The organism is Serratia sp. X3 (genome assembly GCF_014982455.1).
Classification (GTDB): Bacteria; Pseudomonadota; Gammaproteobacteria; order Enterobacterales; family Enterobacteriaceae; genus Serratia; species Serratia ureilytica.
Genome location: NZ_JADCNB010000003.1, coordinates 1 through 18785 on the forward strand (window position 1 = coordinate 1; position 18785 = coordinate 18785).

The 18785-nt window shown below is 61.0% G+C and carries 9 protein-coding genes and 1 rRNA gene; 5 read left to right on the plus strand and 5 right to left on the minus strand.

The features are described 5' to 3' along the window. Nucleotide 1 precedes the first annotated feature (1 nt). Nucleotides 2-117, plus strand: a 5S ribosomal RNA gene (rrf, locus tag IMX17_RS14245). Nucleotides 118-484: 367 nt separating this feature from the next. Here rrf and actP read toward each other — a convergent pair. The 3 genes from actP to acs all read right to left on the minus strand — a co-directional run bounded on the left by actP (nt 485) and on the right by acs (nt 4495). Beyond that, nucleotides 485-2137: a cation/acetate symporter ActP gene (gene actP, locus IMX17_RS14250; RefSeq protein ID WP_046897879.1), complete on the minus strand. Its 1653-nt coding sequence runs from the start codon at nt 2135-2137 to the stop codon at nt 485-487. After that, entirely contained in the window at nt 2134-2445 is a 312-nt protein-coding gene (locus IMX17_RS14255) for a DUF485 domain-containing protein (protein WP_004930047.1), read from the minus strand. The genes actP and IMX17_RS14255 overlap by 4 nt, the downstream gene beginning before the upstream one ends. Nucleotides 2446-2536: 91 nt before the next feature. Beyond that, on the minus strand, nt 2537-4495 hold the full coding sequence (gene acs, locus IMX17_RS14260; protein WP_033652607.1) for an acetate--CoA ligase: 1959 nt from the start codon (nt 4493-4495) through the stop codon (nt 2537-2539). Nucleotides 4496-5396: 901 nt separating this feature from the next. Here acs and gltP point away from each other — a divergent pair. Both gltP and IMX17_RS14270 read left to right on the plus strand, forming a co-directional pair. Then, nucleotides 5397-6713, plus strand: a complete 1317-nt coding sequence (gene gltP, locus IMX17_RS14265) for a glutamate/aspartate:proton symporter GltP (protein WP_004930041.1) — start codon at nt 5397-5399, stop codon at nt 6711-6713. Nucleotides 6714-6988: 275 nt separating this feature from the next. Next, nucleotides 6989-8332 carry a condensation domain-containing protein gene (locus IMX17_RS14270; RefSeq protein ID WP_193549880.1) on the plus strand — a complete coding sequence of 448 codons (1344 nt, stop codon included), beginning with the start codon at nt 6989-6991 and terminating at the stop codon, nt 8330-8332. Between the two features lie 42 nt (nt 8333-8374). Here IMX17_RS14270 and IMX17_RS14275 read toward each other — a convergent pair whose 3' ends face one another. Beyond that, the gene (locus tag IMX17_RS14275) at nt 8375-11470 is read right to left on the minus strand and encodes an amino acid adenylation domain-containing protein (protein ID WP_193549881.1); all 3096 of its coding nucleotides are present in this window, start codon (nt 11468-11470) and stop codon (nt 8375-8377) included. Nucleotides 11471-11534: 64 nt separating this feature from the next. Further along, complete coding sequence (locus tag IMX17_RS14280) at nt 11535-13145, minus strand: condensation domain-containing protein (protein ID WP_193549882.1); 1611 nt, start codon at nt 13143-13145, stop codon at nt 11535-11537. Between the two features lie 535 nt (nt 13146-13680). Between IMX17_RS14280 and IMX17_RS14285 the strand changes: the two genes are divergently transcribed. Together IMX17_RS14285 and IMX17_RS14290 are read left to right on the plus strand one after the other, a co-directional pair. Beyond that, nucleotides 13681-15777, plus strand: coding sequence for a TonB-dependent receptor (locus IMX17_RS14285; RefSeq protein ID WP_046897884.1), 2097 nt, complete (start codon nt 13681-13683; stop codon nt 15775-15777). Nucleotides 15778-15855: 78 nt separating this feature from the next. Beyond that, entirely contained in the window at nt 15856-18765 is a 2910-nt protein-coding gene (locus IMX17_RS14290) for a condensation domain-containing protein (RefSeq protein ID WP_193549883.1), read from the plus strand. Nucleotides 18766-18785 lie beyond the last annotated feature (20 nt).

The following is an 18785-nucleotide window of genomic DNA, read 5'->3' on the forward strand; positions in this document are numbered from 1 at the left end:
GCCTGGCGGCAATAGCGCGGTGGTCCCACCTGACCCCATGCCGAACTCAGAAGTGAAACGCCGTAGCGCCGATGGTAGTGTGGGGTCTCCCCATGCGAGAGTAGGACACTGCCAGGCATCAAATAAAACAACAAGCCTCATGCGAAAGCATGGGGCTTTTTGTTTTGTCTGTTATCTGGCGTTCTGCTCGAGCATGGGCATCCTGAGACGAATTGTGTAGGACAAATCCGCCGGGAGCGGATTTGAACGTTGCGAAGCAACGGCCCGAAGGGGGGCGGGCAGGACGCCCGCCATAAACTGCCAGGCATCAAATAAAGCCGAAAGCCCTGAACTGACGTTCAGGGCTTTTTGCTGTGCGTAAAACGTAAAAAAGCGCAGCTACGCTGCGCTGCTTTCCCCTCCTTATCCTCCGTCAGCGAGCCAGAGAAAAGGCCCCGAAGGGCCTTTGATTAGGGTGTGTTTGCTTTTTTCACTTATTATTCGGTCAATGCGAGCTGCCCTGAGAAATGCCCAGCCCGGTTTGCGAACGAACAAACTGCGCCCGGAAGCGTTCCCGCTCTTGCTGCCCGGCCAGTGAGCTGTCGGTGATCGAGAACAGCCAGGTGCCGACAAAGGCCACGATCATCGAGAACAGCGCCGGGTATTCGTACGGGTAAATCGGTTTATCATGGCCGAGGATCTGCACCCAGATCGTCGGGCCGAGGATCATCAGAATCACCGCTGTCAGCAGGCCTAACCAGCCGCCAATCATCGCGCCGCGGGTGGTCAAACGCGACCAGTACATCGACAGGATGATGATAGGGAAGTTACAGCTGGCGGCGATGGAGAACGCCAGCCCGACCATAAAGGCGATATTCTGCTTCTCGAACAAAATCCCCAGGGCAATGGCGACCAGGCCTAATACCACGACGGTGATCTTGGAGACCTTCAGCTCATCGCGCTCGGTCGCCTTGCCGTTTTTAATCACGCTGGCGTACAGATCGTGTGACACGGCCGAGGCGCCGGCCAGCGTCAGGCCCGCAACCACCGCCAGAATGGTGGCGAACGCCACCGCCGAGATAAAGCCGAGGAAGAAGTTGCCGCCAACGGCATTGGCCAGGTGCACCGCAGCCATGTTGGTGCCGCCCAGCAGCGCGCCGGTGGCGTCTTTGAACGCCGGATTAGCGCTGACCAGCAAGATGGCGCCGAAGCCGATGATAAAGGTCAGAATATAGAAGTAACCGATAAAGCCGGTGGCGTAGAACACGCTCTTGCGCGCTTCCTTGGCGTCACTCACGGTGAAGAAACGCATCAGGATGTGCGGCAGACCGGCGGTGCCGAACATCAACGCCAGGCCAAGCGACAGCGCGGAAATCGGATCGGACACCAGCCCGCCGGGGCTCATGATGGCGATGCCTTTCGGATGCACCTTCACCGCTTCGGCGAACAGGGTATTGAAGTCGAAGTTAACCGACTTCATCACCATCAGCGCCATAAAGCTGGCGCCGGCCAGCAGCAGCACCGCTTTGATGATCTGCACCCAGGTGGTGGCCAGCATGCCGCCGAACAGCACGTACAGCACCATCAGGATACCGACCAGGATCACCGCCACATGGTAGTTGAGCCCGAACAGCAGCTGGATCAGCTTGCCGGCGCCGACCATCTGCGCGATCAGATACAACGCCACCACCACCAACGAGCCGCAGGCCGAGAGGGTGCGGATCGGTTTCTGCTGCAGACGGTAAGAGGCGACATCGGCGAAGGTATAGCGGCCGAGATTGCGCAGGCGTTCCGCGATCAGGAACAGAATGATCGGCCAGCCGATGAGGAAGCCGATGGAGTAGATCAGGCCGTCATAGCCCGAGGTATAGACCAATGCGGAGATGCCGAGGAACGAGGCGGCGGACATGAAGTCGCCGGCGATCGCCAGCCCGTTTTGCAGACCGGTGATGCGTCCGCCCGCAGTGTAGTAGTCCTGACGGGAACGGGTGCGTTTGGAGGCCCAATAGGTGATGTAGAGCGTGGCGCCGACAAACAGGATAAACATCACGATAGCCTGAATGTTCAGCGGCTGACGATGCACCTCGCCGCTAATGGCGTCGGCGCAGGCCAGGCCCGGCAGCAACAGCAGCGCGGCGGCGGACAATAAGCGCTTCATTGTTTCACCTCGCGCAGAATCTCTGCGGTGAGGCGATCGAATTCGCCGTTGGCGCGAAACACATAGATCCCGGTCAAGACGAAAGAGATCACGATCAGCCCGACGCCGACCGGGATCCCGCGGGTAATGGTCGATCCGGCGGCGATCGGCGTGCCGAGCCATTGGGGATCGAAGGCGATCAACAAAATGAAGCCGACGTACAGCGCCAGCGTAATCAGCGAAAGCAGCCAGGCGAACCGGCCGCGTTTTCTCACCAGCTCTTTAAAGCGCGGGTTTTCTTCAATCCCTTGATAAATGGTGTCATTCATCAGAGTGTCTCCAGTAGGTATTGATAGAGTACGCCGCGCCAGGGCCGCTCAACGGCGTGTTATCCGAATGAGCGGCCTGAAGCGGCGTAAATTATGACGGCACTTTCATTGATTGTTTTTCTTCCAACAGCTTGTCGACTACAGCCGGATCCGCCAGCGTGGAGGTATCCCCCAGGTTGCTGGTGTCGCCGGCGGCAATTTTGCGCAGGATACGCCGCATGATCTTGCCGGAGCGCGTTTTGGGCAGCGAGTCTGTCCAGTGCAGCACGTCCGGCGTGGCGATCGGCCCTATCTCTTTGCGCACCCAGTTGCGCACTTCGGCATAGAGCTCCGGCGTCGGTTCTTCGCCGTGGTTCAGCGTGATATAGGCGTAGATCGCCTGGCCTTTGATGTTATGAGGAATGCCGACCACCGCCGCTTCGGCGATTTTCGGGTGAGATACCAGCGCGGACTCGATCTCGGCGGTGCCCAAACGGTGGCCGGAGACGTTCAGCACGTCGTCGACGCGGCCGGTGATCCAGTAGTAACCGTCCTCGTCGCGGCGGGCGCCGTCGCCGCTGAAGTACATGCCTTTGAAGGTCGAGAAGTAGGTTTGCTCGAAGCGGTCATGATCGCCGAACAGAGTGCGCGCCTGGCCCGGCCAGGAATCGACGATCACCAGGTTGCCTTCGCAGGCGCCTTCCTGCGGCGTGCCGACATTATCGACCAGCGCCGGCTGTACGCCGAAGAAAGGCCGCGTGGCGGAACCGGCCTTCAGCTCGGTGGCGCCCGGCAGCGGGGTAATCATGAAGCCGCCGGTTTCGGTTTGCCACCAGGTGTCGACGATCGGGCATTTGGCGTTGCCTATCTTGTTGTAGTACCACTCCCAGGCTTCCGGGTTGATCGGTTCGCCGACCGAGCCCATGATGCGCAGCGAATCGCGCCGGGTGCCTTCGATCGCCTTGTCGCCTTCGGCCATCAGGGCGCGAATGGCGGTCGGCGCGGTATACAGAATATTGACCTGGTGTTTGTCGATCACCTGCGACAGGCGGTTAACGCCCGGATAGTTAGGTACGCCTTCGAACATCAGCGTGGTGGCGCCGCAGGCCAGCGGGCCATACAGCAGATAGCTGTGACCGGTGACCCAGCCCACGTCGGCGGTGCACCAGTAAATGTCGCCGTCGTGATAGTCGAACACATACTTAAAGGTCATCGCGGCGTACACCAGGTAGCCGCCGGTGGTGTGCAGCACGCCTTTTGGCTTGCCGGTCGAGCCGGAGGTGTACAGGATAAACAGCGGATCTTCGGCGTTCACTTCTTCCGGCGGGCAATCGGCGGAAACGCCCTGGGTCAGCTCATGCCACCACAGATCGCGCCCTTCCTGCCAGTAACCCGGTTTGCCGGTGCGCTGGAACACCACGACGTTGGCCACGCTGACCACGCCGGGGTTTTTCAGCGCATCGTCGACGTTCTTTTTCAGCGGCACGGCGCGGCCGGCGCGCAGGCCTTCATCGGCGGTGATCACCAGTTTGGCGTTGGAGTCGATAATGCGCCCGGCGACCGCTTCCGGCGAGAAGCCGCCGAAGATCACCGAATGTACGGCGCCGATGCGCGCGCAGGCTAGCATGGCGACCGCCGCTTCCGGCACCATCGGCATATAGATAGCCACCACGTCGCCTTTTTTCACGCCGAGCTTTTTCAGCACGTTGGCGAATTGGCAGACATCATGGTGCAGCTGTTTGTAGGTCACTTTCTTGGATTGGGTCGGGTCATCGCCTTCCCAGATAATGGCGGTCTGGTCGCCGCGCTCGGCCAAATGACGGTCCAGGCAGTTGGCCGCCAGGTTCAACGTGCCGTCTTCAAACCAACGGATGCTGACGTGGCCCGGATCGAACGAGGTATTTTTGACTTTGGTATAGGGTTTGATCCAGTCCAGGATTTTGCCATGCTCACCCCAGAAAGCTTCTGGGTCTTGAACCGACTGTTGATAATACTGTTGGTATTGTGCCGGATTTATCAGGGCGCGTTCTGCAATTGCAGAAGGAATAGCGTGTTTATGCAGTTGGCTCATAGCTTTTCTCCTTGAAGTTGTTAATGATATGTCAACTGAAGGTTAAGTATAGTTTGCTACGATTCTTTGTTTCTTTTTTGCGCGGCAGATCACGCAACAAAGATATTGATTTGTAATAGTTCTGTCGCATTTGCAGTACGTATCTATCTCTTTGGCGTTTAAATCATCATAAACCCGCTTTTTTAGCCAAAAACACTTATCTAAAGAACAAAAAAGAATAAACAAAGGCGAGGGTATTTGCCTTGCGCTTAATAAGGGTGGGAGAGACCGACATTATTTCGCGCTATAAATCTTTTTTGATTATTTTTCGCGATTAATATTCTAAGTTGGTATTAACGCGATATAACGATGGACGGCATATCGTGAAATAACGTTCTATTAACGTTTAATTCCTGATGAAAACTCGGGAAATACCGTGTGGCATTCATCCTGCGGGATCGTTCGATTTTTAATCGAAATATAAAACGGCGCTGCATTTATGGGTGAAAATGTCACTCGGCTAATTCCCATTTATTTGACTTTTGAGTAACAAAATATAAACATTTGATGCGGACTAAATATGCAGAATGGACGAAAAATAACGCATTTTAATCGCGTTCAAAAAAACGCCACCGGCGCGGTTATGTGCTTCATTATATGAAAAATTATGTTTTTAATAACAAGCAATTATGCCATTTGAAATAGTTGCGCGAATTTTTTGTGATTCGATTCAGCGCTCAACCCTGACAAATCAAGGCTTGCAGAGCATGCCGCCCGGATGATACAGATTTATACTGCGTCGCACCCAGGGCAGGTGAACGCTTCCACTGAATTAACATAAGCCTGTAATAAATGATTAAGTATTCTTTTCGCCGTGTTGCGACTTTGTACGGCGCAAAGAGTCTTTGAGGACTTTTTGGGTATGAAAAGTGTAAAAATTAGCCTGGCTTGGCAAATCCTGATCGCGTTGGTGCTGGGTATTATTGTTGGCGCGGTATTGCACAACCAGACCGAATCTCGTGAGTGGCTGGTGAGCAATATTCTCAGCCCGGCGGGTGATATCTTTATTCGTTTGATCAAGATGATTGTGGTGCCGATCGTTATTTCCACGCTGATCGTCGGTATTGCCGGCGTGGGGGATGCGAAAAAGCTGGGCCGCATCGGATTGAAAACCATTATTTACTTCGAAGTGATCACCACCGTCGCCATCGTGGTGGGGCTGACGTTAGCCAACGTCTTCCAACCGGGCCACGGCATCGATATGTCGACGCTGACCACGGTGGACATTTCGCAGTATGAGAAAACCACCGAACAGGTGCAAAGCGGTTCGCACAGCCTGGTGGCGACCATTCTGTCGCTGATCCCGTCGAACGTCTTCTCGTCGATGGCCAAGGGCGACATGCTGCCGATTATCTTCTTCTCGGTGCTGTTCGGTCTGGGGCTGTCGTCGTTGCCGAAAGAGACCAAAGAGCCGTTGCTGAAGGTGTTCAAGGCGGTGTCCGAGAGCATGTTCAAAGTCACCCACATGATCATGCGCTATGCGCCGATCGGGGTGTTTGGCCTGATTGCGGTCACGGTGGCGAACTTCGGTTTCGCTTCGCTGCTGCCGTTGGCCAAGCTGGTGGTGCTGGTGTACTTCGCCATCGCGTTCTTCGCCCTGGTGGTGCTGGGGGCGGTCGCTCGGCTGTGCAACCTGCGCATCTGGACGCTGATCCGCATCCTGAAAGACGAACTGATCCTGGCTTATTCCACCGCCAGTTCGGAAACGGTACTGCCGCGCATCATCGAAAAGATGGAGGCTTACGGCGCGCCCAAGTCGATCACCAGCTTCGTGGTGCCGACCGGTTACTCCTTTAATTTGGATGGTTCGACGCTGTACCAGAGCATCGCCGCCATCTTTATCGCCCAGCTGTACGGCATCGAGCTGTCGTTGGGGCAGGAGATCGTGCTGGTGCTGACGCTGATGGTGACCTCGAAAGGGATCGCCGGCGTGCCGGGCGTCTCGTTCGTGGTGCTGCTGGCGACGTTGGGCAGCGTCGGCATTCCGCTGGAAGGCCTGGCGTTTATCGCCGGCGTGGACCGTATCCTGGATATGGCGCGCACCGCGCTGAACGTCGTGGGCAACGCGCTGGCGGTGCTGGTTATCGCCAAGTGGGAGCACCAGTTCGATCGCAAGAAGGCGCTGGCCTACGAAACGGAGTTCCTGGCGCAGAAGGTGAAGCCGGCCAATCAAGGCTAATCACCGGCTAGCGGGATATGAAAATCGCCCCGGGCATCCGTGCCCGGGGCGTTTTGTTTTTATGCCCTTTCAGCCTGCCACTTTCTTTTCTCTGCCCCCAATGCGTCGCTTGCATCCCCGCTTAACAGAATCTAAAGTGTTACCAAATTATTGGAAATGATAATGGATGTTATTATCATTTTCATTTGATGATGTATGGAGACACGCAAAAGCCGTTGAACGGCGGGGTATCGCCCGTTCGGCGCTTTTATTCAGGCTTATCAAAGGTAGGTAACATGTCGGACACCGCTTTGGCCTCTGAATGGTTGCCGCTGGCGCCAGCGCAGCTTGATTTCTGGGAAGAATACACCTTGCACCCTGGGCAGACCTTATCCACCGTCGCCCATTGCACCGAACTGTGCGGCGCAATAGAGGAAGCGGCGCTCTGCCGGGCGATCGCCGCCACCCTCGCCGAGACGCAGGCGTTTGCCCTGCGCTTTGGCGAACGGCGTGGCGACCATCCTCCGTCGCTACGGCACGAGCCACAGCGCATACCGTCATTGCAACGTATCGATCTGCAAACGCATCGCGATCCCTGGCAGGCGGCGCAAAACCTGATGCACGAGGATATCGCGCAGCACCGGGCGCTGCACAGCGAACCGTTAGCCGCTGCCTGGCTGCTGAAGCTGGGACCGGAGCGTTACCTCTGGTACGTGCGTGCGCACCATATTCTGGTCGACGGTTTCGGCATGGCGCTAATCGAACACCGCTGCGCCGCGCTATATGCGCACTACCTCGGCCAGGGGAGCGCGGGCATCCCTTTGGGTGCTTTCGCCCCCTTTCAACAGGCCGAGTTGGCCTACGTCAATTCTGAACGCTGCGAGCGCGATCGGCGCTTTTGGCAGGCCTATCTGCCGCCGTCGCAGGCGCTGCCGACGGTGCGTAAGGGCGGCGGGGAGTATGGCGTGCGACGCCTGAGCGTCAACCGTCGGTTGCCGACAGAAGTCGCGCAGCGTCTGGCGCAGCAGTCGGAACGCAGTGGCATCAATTGGCCCGACTTGCTGGTGGCGCAGTCGGCGGCCTGGCTGTTTCAGGTCATGCCGCACCACGCCCGGCAGGGCGATGCGTTGCCGATGTGGATGCCGGCGATGAATCGCCGCGGGCAAGCCGCCACCAACGTCCCTTCGTTGGCGGTTAATACCCTGCCGCTGCTGGTATCACCGTCGCCAACGGAGACGCTGGGGAGCTTTCTGACCACCCTGACGCAGCAGCTGCGCGAGCTGCGCAGCCACGCCGGCTATCGTCTGCGTCAACTGGCCGCCGATCGCGGCGTGGATCCGAACTCGCGCTTCTTTATTTCTCCCTTCATCAACGTGCAACCCTTCGATGCACCCCGTTTTGTCGGCTGTCGCGGCGCCCGGCGCGTATTGGCCGGCGGTTCGGGCGACGGTTTCAACCTGACGTATCGCGGCCGCACCGACGCCCGCGATCTGCAGGTGGATATCGATATTTATCTGGAACAGTTCCCGACGGAGGATGCGCTGGACTATGGCGAGGCGCTGCAAGAATTTCTGCTGCGCGCGCTGCAGCGGGAAGCCTGGGAGCAACCGCTCGCGGCCCTGACGGCATTGCCCGCCTGATAAGATGCGGGCGGGGGATGTCCCCGCCCGAGTGATGTGGCTTCAGCTGGTCAGCAACGCCGCCACTTCGCGCGCATTCTTGCATGGCAAGAGCGCACTGCTCACCAGCCGGGTGCCGAAAGCGTCATTGAGGCGCTCCGCCACCTGTTTGATATGCGGCAGTTTCAGCCCCATGGCGATAAATGCCGTCTCTTCTCCCCATTCCGGGCGCGGCGTCACGCCGATCGCCTGCCAATAGATGGTCAGGATCTCTGCGCTGCGCGCCAGAGGCGCGTTCGGCGGCGGGGCTGCGCAGGCGTTCAGCGCCGGCGCGGTTTGCTGGTGGCTCAGGTCGGCGCGGATGCGATGGCGGTCGGTTTTGCCGTTGGCAGACAGCGGCAGCGCCTCGGCGTGGATAAAGCGCGTGGGAATATGGGTACAGGGCAGATAGCCGGTGGCGAAGGCGCGGATCTCGGACAGCGGCAGCGGCTTGCCGTCGCGGGTCAGATACAGGGCGCCGAGCGCCGCCTCGTTGTTTTCTCCGCTGGGATAATCCACCACCACCATATCCCGGATCGCCGGATGGCGGCGCAGCACGTCTTCGATTTCCGGCAGCGAGACGCGCACGCCGCGGATCTTCACATAGCCGTTCACCCGGGTGGCGAACATGATGTTGCCGTCCGGACGGTAATAGCCTTGATCGCCGGTGCGGAAAGCGCGCAGCGGCTGCCCGTCCGGGCCTTCGAGGGTGATGAAATCGTGCTGCCTCAGCTCACCCTGCTCCAGGTAGCCCAACGCCAGGTTCACCCCGGCGGTATGGATGCGGCCGACCACGCCGGCCGGACAGTGGCTGCCGTCGTCATGGCAGATGAAATAGCGGTTGGCCGGCAGCGGGCGGCCGTAAGGCACGGTGCCGCTCTCCTGCGGGGCGATCGGGTGCCAGATGCTCCAGATGGTGGTTTCGGTCGGCCCGCCGAGTGAGAACAGAGTGAGATCCGGGCGCAAGGTGCGCAGGGTTTGCACCGTCGCCGGCTTGATGTAGTCGCCGCCCTGCGCCACCAAGCGCAGCGAGCGCAGGCTGTCGGCCGTTTTACAGGTGAGTAGCATCTCCAGAATGGCGGGCACCGAGCACCACAGGCTGACCCGATGTTTTTCCACCAACTGGTTCCAACTGATGGCGTCTTTTTCCTGATGCGGCGCCGGCAGCACCAGCGTGGCGCCGGCGCACAGCGAACCGAACAGATCGAACATCGACATGTCATGGTGCGGCGGCGTCACGGAAATAAAGACGTCGTCGGCGGTGACTCTCCAGCGCTGTTGGGTTTGGTGCACGACGTTGGCGGTGGCGCGGTTGTTGAGCACCACGCACTTGGGTTTACCGGTGGTGCCGGAGGTATACAGGTAATAGCTCGCGGCCTGGCTGGCACTGCGTTCCATCAACGCCTGTTCATCCGGCAGCGCGGGTGCGCGATCCGTCGGCGTCAGCAGGGTAGCCGGCGTCACGCCGATCGGCGTCTCCAGATCGCCGCCGTGCACCACCAGCGTCGGCCGGCAGTTCTCCAGCAGATAGGCGGTGCGCTCCGGCGGCGAGTTGATGTCGATAGGCACCCAGATCACCCCCTGCAGGGCGCAGGCGAGGCTGAAGATGATCTGTTCCGGGCTGCGCGGCAAATACAGCGCCACCACGTTGCCCGGCTGTACGCCGCGGCTCTGCAGGTTGGCGATCGCCGTGGCGATCCGCTGGCCCAGCTCATTATAGGTCAGCGTCTGCTCGCCGCAGATCAGCGCGTTGCCGCCGTTATGTGCGCCGAACAGCCGCTCGGCCAGCTGCGCCAGATAAGGATAAGGCGCGTAATTCGCTTCGCTGTCATTGTGGCGGTAATGCGCCAGATCGATGAAGTCTCGCGGGGCGATCGCCAGATCGGCGCGTTGGCAACTGTGCAGGATGCGCCGCTGCAAGGCCGCCAGCATGGCCTCGACCTGCTCGCCGTGCAGCGCCTGCTCGGCGTAATCCACGCACAGCTGCAGGTTTTTTTCGCTGTCCAGCGTCAGACGGATATCAATGGCGACCTGCGGCGTTTGGGTCAGGCCATCGTGGAAGCGCACCGGCGCCTCGGCCGGCAGCGTTTCCCAACCTAAACAGTTGGTCAGGATCACCGGCAGCGCCGGGCCGCCCTGGCTTTGGCCGAGCAACTGACGCGCCAGATCGACGCCGGAAAACGCCAGGTGATCGAGCGCGCCGAGCACATCGTCCTGCAAGGCTTGCGCGCGCTGGATAAAGTCTTCGCCATAGCGCGAATAGCGCACCGCCACGAAGCTGGAGGCGTTGCCCAGCGCGCCGTCGGCGGCGGGGAACGCCACCGGCACCCCGACGCACAGCTCTCCGTCGGTGGTCCAGTGGGCCAGCGTATCGAGGATCAGCGCCGAGAGCAGGCTGTTGCGCAGCAGCGCATGCGGCGATCCCAGGCGGCCGAGTTGTTTGACCGTGTCGTGCGGCAGCGTCAGGGTGGCGCGGCGATAGCGTGATGCGGTGAGATTGGCGAGCGGGGCGCGCCACGGCAACGCCGACGGGGTGGTGACATCCTGCAGCTTGTCGCGCCAATAGGCGGCATCGGCCTGGCGCTGCGCCGCCGATGCCGCAGGGGGCGGCAGCGCGGCGGCGGTCGGCGTCAGAGGGCGATCGTCGAACAGGCGCGCGATCACGGTGGAGATCCCCTGGCCGTCGAGGATCAAGGCATCAAAGCTGGTAAAGATCAGCGTATCGTACGGCGATCCCGTCGGATCCTGCTGTTCGGCAAGTTGGATCACGGCGATGCGCCACAGCGGTTGGCTCGGATCGTGGCGCTGGTGGGAGTAACGCTCGCGCAGTTGTTCCGTCTGGCGCTGCGCCGCTTCGTCATCCAGCGAGCGCAGGTCGTGGCGATCCAGATGCAGCGTGATTTCCGGGCGCACGTGCTGCGTGCCGCGCTGCACATCGATGCAGGTGCGAAGCGCCGGGTAGTGCTGTACCAGCTCGGCCAGGCGCGCTTCAAGGCGCGGCACATCCCGCTGTCGGGCGCGGTATTCGCGGAAGTCGTGCATCGCCACGCCGCCGAGCGGCCATCGATCGCTGCGGCCGAGAAGATAGGCCTGCTGCAGTGCGGTTAATGGTGTCTCCATGGTGCTTCCCTATAGTCGCTAACCGATTAAAACGTGCCGGACGTCGCGCGCCCGGAAACCGATCTCAGTGCTGCGGCGCCAGCGCGGCGAGCAGCGTTTTCGCATGCCGTCCTGCCTCGGGCGATCGTTGGCAGATCAATGCCGCCAGCGCCGCCGGAGAGGGATGCGCCGCCAGATCCTGCGCCGTCAGCGCCGCCGCCAGATATTTGTTGAGCACCGCCAGCAGCGCGTTCACCCCAGCATCCGGCAGGGCCAAGCGGTGGATATCGTCGTGGTCGTGCAAGCTGGCCTCGGGAGCCACCCGTGCCAGCAGCCGGTGCAGCACCTGGCGCACCGGTGCCTGCTGCGCCAGCGCGTCGGGCGTGCATTGCGCCAGCAGCTGCGACAGTGGGCGATCGAACACCCCCGCTTGCCGCGCGGCCAGGTGCAGCAGCGCCCGGTAACAGGCCAGCAGGCGTGGCAACACGTGCTCGGGAAACGCGTCCAGCCGCACGTCCCAGTTGATCAAAATGCCGTCGTCGACGTGGGCGACCTGCGCATCCAGCGCCACCTGTGGCCCCTGAGAGATGACCCAGCCGAGAGGACCGAAGGTGTCGGCGACCCGTTCGGAAAACAGCGTCTTGCCGCGGATGCCGAAACCGGCGGTAAATACCACCGGCGAAGGCTGCAGGCTGCCGTGCAGGCGTGACAGATCGCGCATCACACTGACGCCGGGATAATCCGCATGCTCGATCAGCTCCGCCAGCTGCGCCATCAGGCGTTGGCAGAAGGCGTTCAGGTTTTCCGTCGGGTTCAATTCCACGCCGAGCAACACCAGATTAGAGAAGTCGCCGACGAGGCGATGCGCGTCTTCCCGTTCGCTCTCGCGGTGGAACAGCGGCACGTTGAGCCGGAAGCGCGTCATGTTCCAACCCTGGCCGACGGCCAGCGCGAACAGCGCCAGAAACAGCGTCGAGAGGGAGGTGTGGTGCCGCTTGGCCACACTCTCCAGCGCGCGGCTTTCTTCTGCATTCAACTGGATGGCCAAACGATCGCTGCGGCAGCGGTCCGGCGTGCGCAACAGGCGCGGCGCCGGCGGCACCTGCGCCAGGCGAGCACGCCACCAACGCTGGCCGCGTTCGCGCCGCTGGCGCAGCGCGTCGTCGGCGTCGCGTTGCGCGAGGTGATCGAAGTAGGCCGGCGGCGCGTCATGGGAGGGCGCCGTCGGACACTGGTGATAAAACGCCGCCAGATCCTCCATCAGCAGGCGAAAGCTCATGGCATCGCCGGCGATCATGTCGAGATCGACGTGCAAGCGGCTGCGTCCCGCCGGCAGCAGGCTCAGGCTGATATCGCAGGGAACGCCCTGTTCCAGCGGCAGCAGCTGGGTGCTTTTCGCCTGGCGTTTGGCGGCGAGCGCGGCCGCCAGCGTCGCTTCATCGGCGTGTCGCCAGTCGTCGAGATGCAAGGTATGCCGGGGACCGGGGGGCGCGATCGTCTGTCGGCCATCGTCGGTAATGCGCAGGCGCAGCAGCGGATGATGCAGGTACAACATCTCTACGGCCTGGCGGAGCCGAGCGGTATCCAGCTCGCCGCCGTCGAACTCCGCATACAGATGGGCGGCCATGCCGCCCAGAGGGGGAGCGGACTGTCGGCCAACCCAATAGGCGGCCTGCATCGTGGTTAACGCTTTCATCGGGTATCCATTTTGATTCAGCCAACGAGACTGCAAGAATATATCCAAATGTTAATAGGAATGAAAATTATTATTATTTGATCCATTTGGCGCACGGGTGTTATCTATAAGGTGTTTTAGCAATACTGAGCAGAGAGGCCGTTGGGTGTGAATAATTTATCTATATTATTCTTAGTATTGAAATGATCGCTTGTTATTGCAGCGCTCGTTTTTCCTGCAAAAGCATAAGGGTTTCTGGCAGTTATCTTGTCAGGCTTCACACCTTTATTGATAATGATTTGCATTAGAAAATGCAAAATATTATCATTCTTAACATTATTTTACGTTTTTATACAAGCTGCCGGCCGCTCCGCCGGCGGCTTGGCCGTGGACGGGGCCGCGCCCGTTCGGCCGCGAAAGACATGGGTTTGCCGCAGGGATAAGCAACAGCAAGGCCGGGAAGGCCACAGCGTCATGATCTGTGTGAGTGTCGATGTAGGTTGTGTAAAAAAAAATCAAATTTTGTGCACCTCTGGGATGAAAGGAGAAGACATCTATGGGCAAGCATTTTGCGGCTCAACGGCATGAAAGCGTAGGAAACGGGGAAAAGACGGGGTTGAAAGCCATTGGGGCATTTTCCTCCGTATTTTTAGGGGTTTGTTCACTGGCGATCGGTAACGTCAACGCGGCGGAAACGAAGAGCAACGAAACCTACCAGGACGCGGAAACGCTGCTGGTCACCGGTGAGAAGATCAAACGGTCCATTTTCGACACCGGCTCCAGCGTGCAGGTGTTCGACAGCAACCGCATCGCCTCGATGCCCGATGCGGTGCAGATCCCCGATCTGCTGCGCATGACCCCCAACGTGGTGGATCTGGGCATCGGCAACGAACTGCCGACCGTGCGCGGCATCGACGGTTCCGGCCCGAACGTCGGCGCCAACGCTTTCCTTAGCGGCACCCGCCCGCGCCTCAATCTGTCGTTGGACGGCCGTTCGCTGACCTATAACGAACAGGCGTTCGGCCCGCAGTCGCTGTGGGATCTGGATCGTGTCGAAGTGTTCCTCGGCCCACAAAGCTACATCCAGGGGCGCAACGCCATCGCCGGCGCCATCGTCATGGCCAGTAAGGATCCGACCTTCGAGTGGGAAAGCGCCTTCAAGGGCGGGGCCGGCAACCAGCACTCGTCACAGTTGGCCGCCATGGCGTCCGGCCCGCTGGTGGAAGATCAGCTGGCGTTCCGCGTCAGCGTCGATCGCCAGCGCCGCCGCAGCGAAGTCGATATGCCGTCGTATGCACCGGTGGGCGATCCGCGTGAAGTGGAAGCCACCACCGCCCGCGCCAAGCTGTTGTTCAACCCGGCCGGCCTGCGCGATCTGACCACCAAGCTGACCTTTACTCACTTCGGCAGCAACGCGCCGCAAAACGAAAGCCTCAACCCGCAGCCGCATCCGACCAACCCGCGCTACGAGTCGCGTCGGCCGATATTCAAAAGCAACATGAACAGCACCATCTGGGATCTGGCCTGGGAGCAGTCCGATGCGCTGACGTTGGAAAACCGCGTGATCTACACCGACTTCAACATCAACCGTCCGACTGCCTACAACATGCCTTATGCCGCCGATATCCAGGGCCAAGAAGTTCACGTGGAACCGGTGGTGCGCTTCGGCGGTGCGGACAGCCGCCTGCACGGGCTGGCGGGGCTGCGTTATTTCCACGGCACGCAGGATGAGTACGTCAATATCTATGGCGGTTCGCGCTTCAAGGATAAAACCGATACCCATTCGGCGTTCGCCGAGCTGACCTATGCGCTGACGCCGCAGGTGGACGTGACCGCCGCCAGCCGTCTGGAACGCGAACACCGTCGCCGCGACGGCGGCAGCCAGGCGGTGCGCATCGATTTCGATGAAACCTACACCGTGTTCCTGCCGAAGCTGGACGTGGCCTGGAAGCCGACGGATACCCAAACCTACGGCGCCAAGATTGCACGCGGCTATAACGCCGGCGGCGGCGGGATTACTTTCGGCACGCCGGTGGTCAGCTACACCTACGGTTCCGAGTATGTCTGGAACTACGAGCTGTACACCCGCCATCACCTGAAAGACGCCAACGTGGTGCTGACGGGTAACATCTTCTACAACGATTACAAGGATATGCAGCTGCCGTACTCGCTGGGCGAGAACTCCAGCGTGATCCGCAACGCCGACAAGGTGGAAACCTACGGCGCGGAAATCGGCGCCACCTGGCAGCCGCGCTGGGATTTCGAACTGTTCGGCAACCTCGGCCTGTTGAAAACCGACATCAAGAAGTTCTCGGGCAGCGGCGTGGAAGGGCATGAGCTGGCGCGCGCGCCGGCTTACACCGCCAACATGGGCGCCAAATATCAGTTCCTGAAAGGGTGGGAGCTGAGCAGCAACGTGGCGTTTACCGACTCCTACTATTCGCAATACGACAACGACTCGCGCGGGCGCATCGGCTCCTATTGGACGGCCAACGCCCAGCTGGCTTACACCTTCGACTACGGTCGCGCCACGCTGTATGCGAAAAACCTGTTTGATTCCGACCGCCGCGAGATGGTCAGAAGCAATGACATTTACACGGCGACGCTCCAGCGAGGCCGCCTGGTCGGCGCAGCGGTTGAGCTGACTTTCTAACGCTATCGCGGTGACGGGGGACGAATGTCCCCCGTTTTATGCGCTATCCCGGCACGGCCGGGCAAAGGAGATAACGCAGTGATCGGTGATTTTGACAGCATTCTGAGCGATGAAGAGGCCCAGCGGCTGGAGAGCGCGTTTCAGGCGCTGGGCGCGGAATCGGCGAACGGCGAGCGGCCGGTGAGCGAAGCCGAAGAGCGGGCATGGTTTGCCCATCTGCAGCAGGGTGACGCACGCGGGCAGCGGGCGTTGGCCTGGCGCCTGACGGGGGAAGTGGATATCGCCCGGCTGACGGCGGCGCTGCAGGCGCTGGTGCGGGAGACGCCGGGCGTGGACGTGCGCTACGTTTTTGATGACGAAAACGGTCTGATTAAACGCGCCGCCGATTCGGCGCCGTTGCCGGTGAGCCTGCGTCAGGTGGCGGATGAACAACACGCCATGGATTGCCTGCTGCAGGCGCAGGCGGCGCCGTTTGAACTGGAAGGCGAAGCGCCGCTGCGCTTCCTGCTGTTGCTCACGCCGGGCGGTGACGTGATGTTGGGCGCAGTATTGCATGACATCCTGGCGGAAGCGCTGCCGTGGCGCCACCTGCCGGTGATGCTGTCCGCCCGCTATAACGGAGATGCGATGCCTCTGCCTTTCGCCGCGGAGCCGGTCGAGCTGCCGGAAAGCCCGGAGCCGCAGCTGCCTTGGCTGCGCCAGGCGGTCTCGCTGCAGGATTACCGCAGCCCGGCGCAGCGTGCTGAAGCCTTGCCGCCGGTGGGCGCGCGCGTGGTCACGCGCATTGCGCGCTCGCTGTTGCCCGCCAACGACACGCCGCAGGCCTTGCTGGCGGCGGTGGCGGCGCGTTTTGCCGAGTTCATCGCCGCGCAGGCCGGCGGGCAAGCGGTGCAGCTGTGCGTGCCGGCGGCAGAAACGACGGCGTTCGTCGGCCTGGAGTTGGGCCTGACGGCAGCGCCGCTGATGCGCCTGACCGTACGTCACGGCGACGGCGATGCCGGGCAACGGCTGCTGGCGCAGACCGTGTCTGAACAGCCGGACCCGCAGCGGGCGCAGCTGCTGGTGGCCTGGCGCGACGATCTGGCTGCAGAGTGGCGGTTGGAAGGCGTTCACGCCGAACGCCTGTTGCTGCCGCCGCTGCATACGCCGTTTGAACTGGCGCTGCTGCTGGGCTTGCCGGAAGCGGAGGCGCTGACGCTGGAGCTGGTTACCGATCCGCGTTTGTCCCCACATGCCGCGCCTTTCCTGCTGGAGCAGTTCAGCGCCTTCCTGGCCGGGCAGCAAATTGCCGTCGCATTGCCGGTGGCTGAGGCCGCTTCCCCGGCGATTACCGCGCCGGCGGCGAACGGCGATGCGGACGAAAGCGTTGCGCCGCTGATTTTGCAGGCGTTCCGCGAGGCGCTGGTGGCGCCGGAAATGAGCCTGGATGAAGACTTCTTCGATCGCGGCGGTCATTCGCTGGTCGCCACCCGGGTGATCGGCCGCTTGCTGAGCCTGCATCAGTTAGAGATCAACATTAACGACCTGTTCAGCCATCCGACGGCGCGTGGGCTGGCGGGGTATGCCAAACGCCTGAACGTCGCGCAGCCGAATGCCGCGGTGGTGACCGCCGACGATCATGATCGGGCGCAGGCGCCGCTGTCGTTGGCGCAGGAATCGCTGTGGAAGGTGTATGAAGCCTTTGGCCATGACGAGATCTTCAATCTGCCATTCTCTCTGCGTTTCTTCGATGAGGTGGATGAAACGGCGCTGCGTCAGGCGTTTATCGACGTCATGACTCGCCATACCGTGCTGCGTTCACGCTTCGTCGAGCAACAGGGCGAGGTGGTGCAGGTGGTGGTGCCGGCTGCCGAACTGTCGGATTACCAATGGTTCCGCTTCTCTCAGGAAACGCCGGCGGGCAACGCCGCCGCCCTGTTGGCCGATGCCGGCCAGCACCGTTTCGATCTGGCCGCCGAGCTGCCGCTGCGCGTCACGCTGCTGCGCGATGCGGACAACGGCCAGCAGCTGCTGTCGCTGCTGTTCCACCACGTGGTATTGGATGAATGGTCGCTCAATCTGATGATGGATGAGCTGGGCGTCGCCTATCGCCATCGCGTCGTCGGCCAGGCGCCGCAGTGGCATGGGCAACCGCCGCAGTTCCACACCTTCGCCCGGCAGCAGCGGGCCTCCGGGGTGCAGCAGCAACATCTGGATTACTGGCTCGACGCGCTGCGCGGCGCGCCGGTCGGCCAGCCGATCTTCCGGCAAGAACCGTCCACCCATCCGGCGGTGCCGGCGCCGGCGGATGTCAACGGCGGCTGGCTGGAGTTTGAGGTCGATCCCGCCGTGGCGGAAGGCCTGTATCAGCTCGCTCGCCGCAACAACGCTTCGCTGTTCAACGTAGTGTATGCCGGGATTACCTCGGCGCTGCGCCTGCTGGGCGGCCCGGCGGATCTGCTGGTGGGCACCTCGACCTCCGGCCGTAACGATGCCGAGTTCTTCGATACCGTCGGCTACTTCACCACCGTGGTGGTGCACCGCGTGCGCTTTGACGAAGGGCTGACGGTCGCCGGGTTGGTCAGTCAGGTGAAAAACACCATCAATGGCTCGCTGCCGTACACCGACATTCCGATCGACCTGGTGGAAGAAGGGCTGTTCGGCGTGGACGCCGACCGCAAAAACCACATGTTCGAAGTGTTCATCCAGATCCACAGCCGCATCAAGCTGAACGGCGAGTTCCGGCTGCAGGACGGCCGTGCGATCGCCTACCGTCAGGTGGAGCCGGAAAAAGCCGAATCGCTGCTCGGCCTGCAGTTTGAGGTGATGGAAGACGATCTGGCCGGGAAGAAATCCCTGCGGGTGATGATGACCTATCGCCAGGATCACTACAGCAGGGAGCAGGCCACTCTGATCGCCGACGGCGTTCAGCACGTCTTTACCCAGTTTGCGCAGCACATCGCTGGCGATATCGCTCTGGCGGCGCTGCCGCCCGGGCCGCAGGCATGACGTTGTTTCACTCTAACCGA

What these genes read in the sequence shown, in the direction of transcription:
- actP (WP_046897879.1), bottom strand. Translation starts at nt 2,137, where the DNA reads ATGAAGCGCTTATTGTCCGCCGCCGCGCTGCTGTTGCTGCCGGGCCTG.
- IMX17_RS14255 (WP_004930047.1), bottom strand. Translation starts at nt 2,445, where the DNA reads ATGAATGACACCATTTATCAAGGGATTGAAGAAAACCCGCGCTTTAAA.
- acs (WP_033652607.1), bottom strand. Translation starts at nt 4,495, where the DNA reads ATGAGCCAACTGCATAAACACGCTATTCCTTCTGCAATTGCAGAACGC.
- gltP (WP_004930041.1), top strand. Translation starts at nt 5,397, where the DNA reads ATGAAAAGTGTAAAAATTAGCCTGGCTTGGCAAATCCTGATCGCGTTG.
- IMX17_RS14270 (WP_193549880.1), top strand. Translation starts at nt 6,989, where the DNA reads ATGTCGGACACCGCTTTGGCCTCTGAATGGTTGCCGCTGGCGCCAGCG.
- IMX17_RS14275 (WP_193549881.1), bottom strand. Translation starts at nt 11,470, where the DNA reads ATGGAGACACCATTAACCGCACTGCAGCAGGCCTATCTTCTCGGCCGC.
- IMX17_RS14280 (WP_193549882.1), bottom strand. Translation starts at nt 13,145, where the DNA reads ATGAAAGCGTTAACCACGATGCAGGCCGCCTATTGGGTTGGCCGACAG.
- IMX17_RS14285 (WP_046897884.1), top strand. Translation starts at nt 13,681, where the DNA reads ATGGGCAAGCATTTTGCGGCTCAACGGCATGAAAGCGTAGGAAACGGG.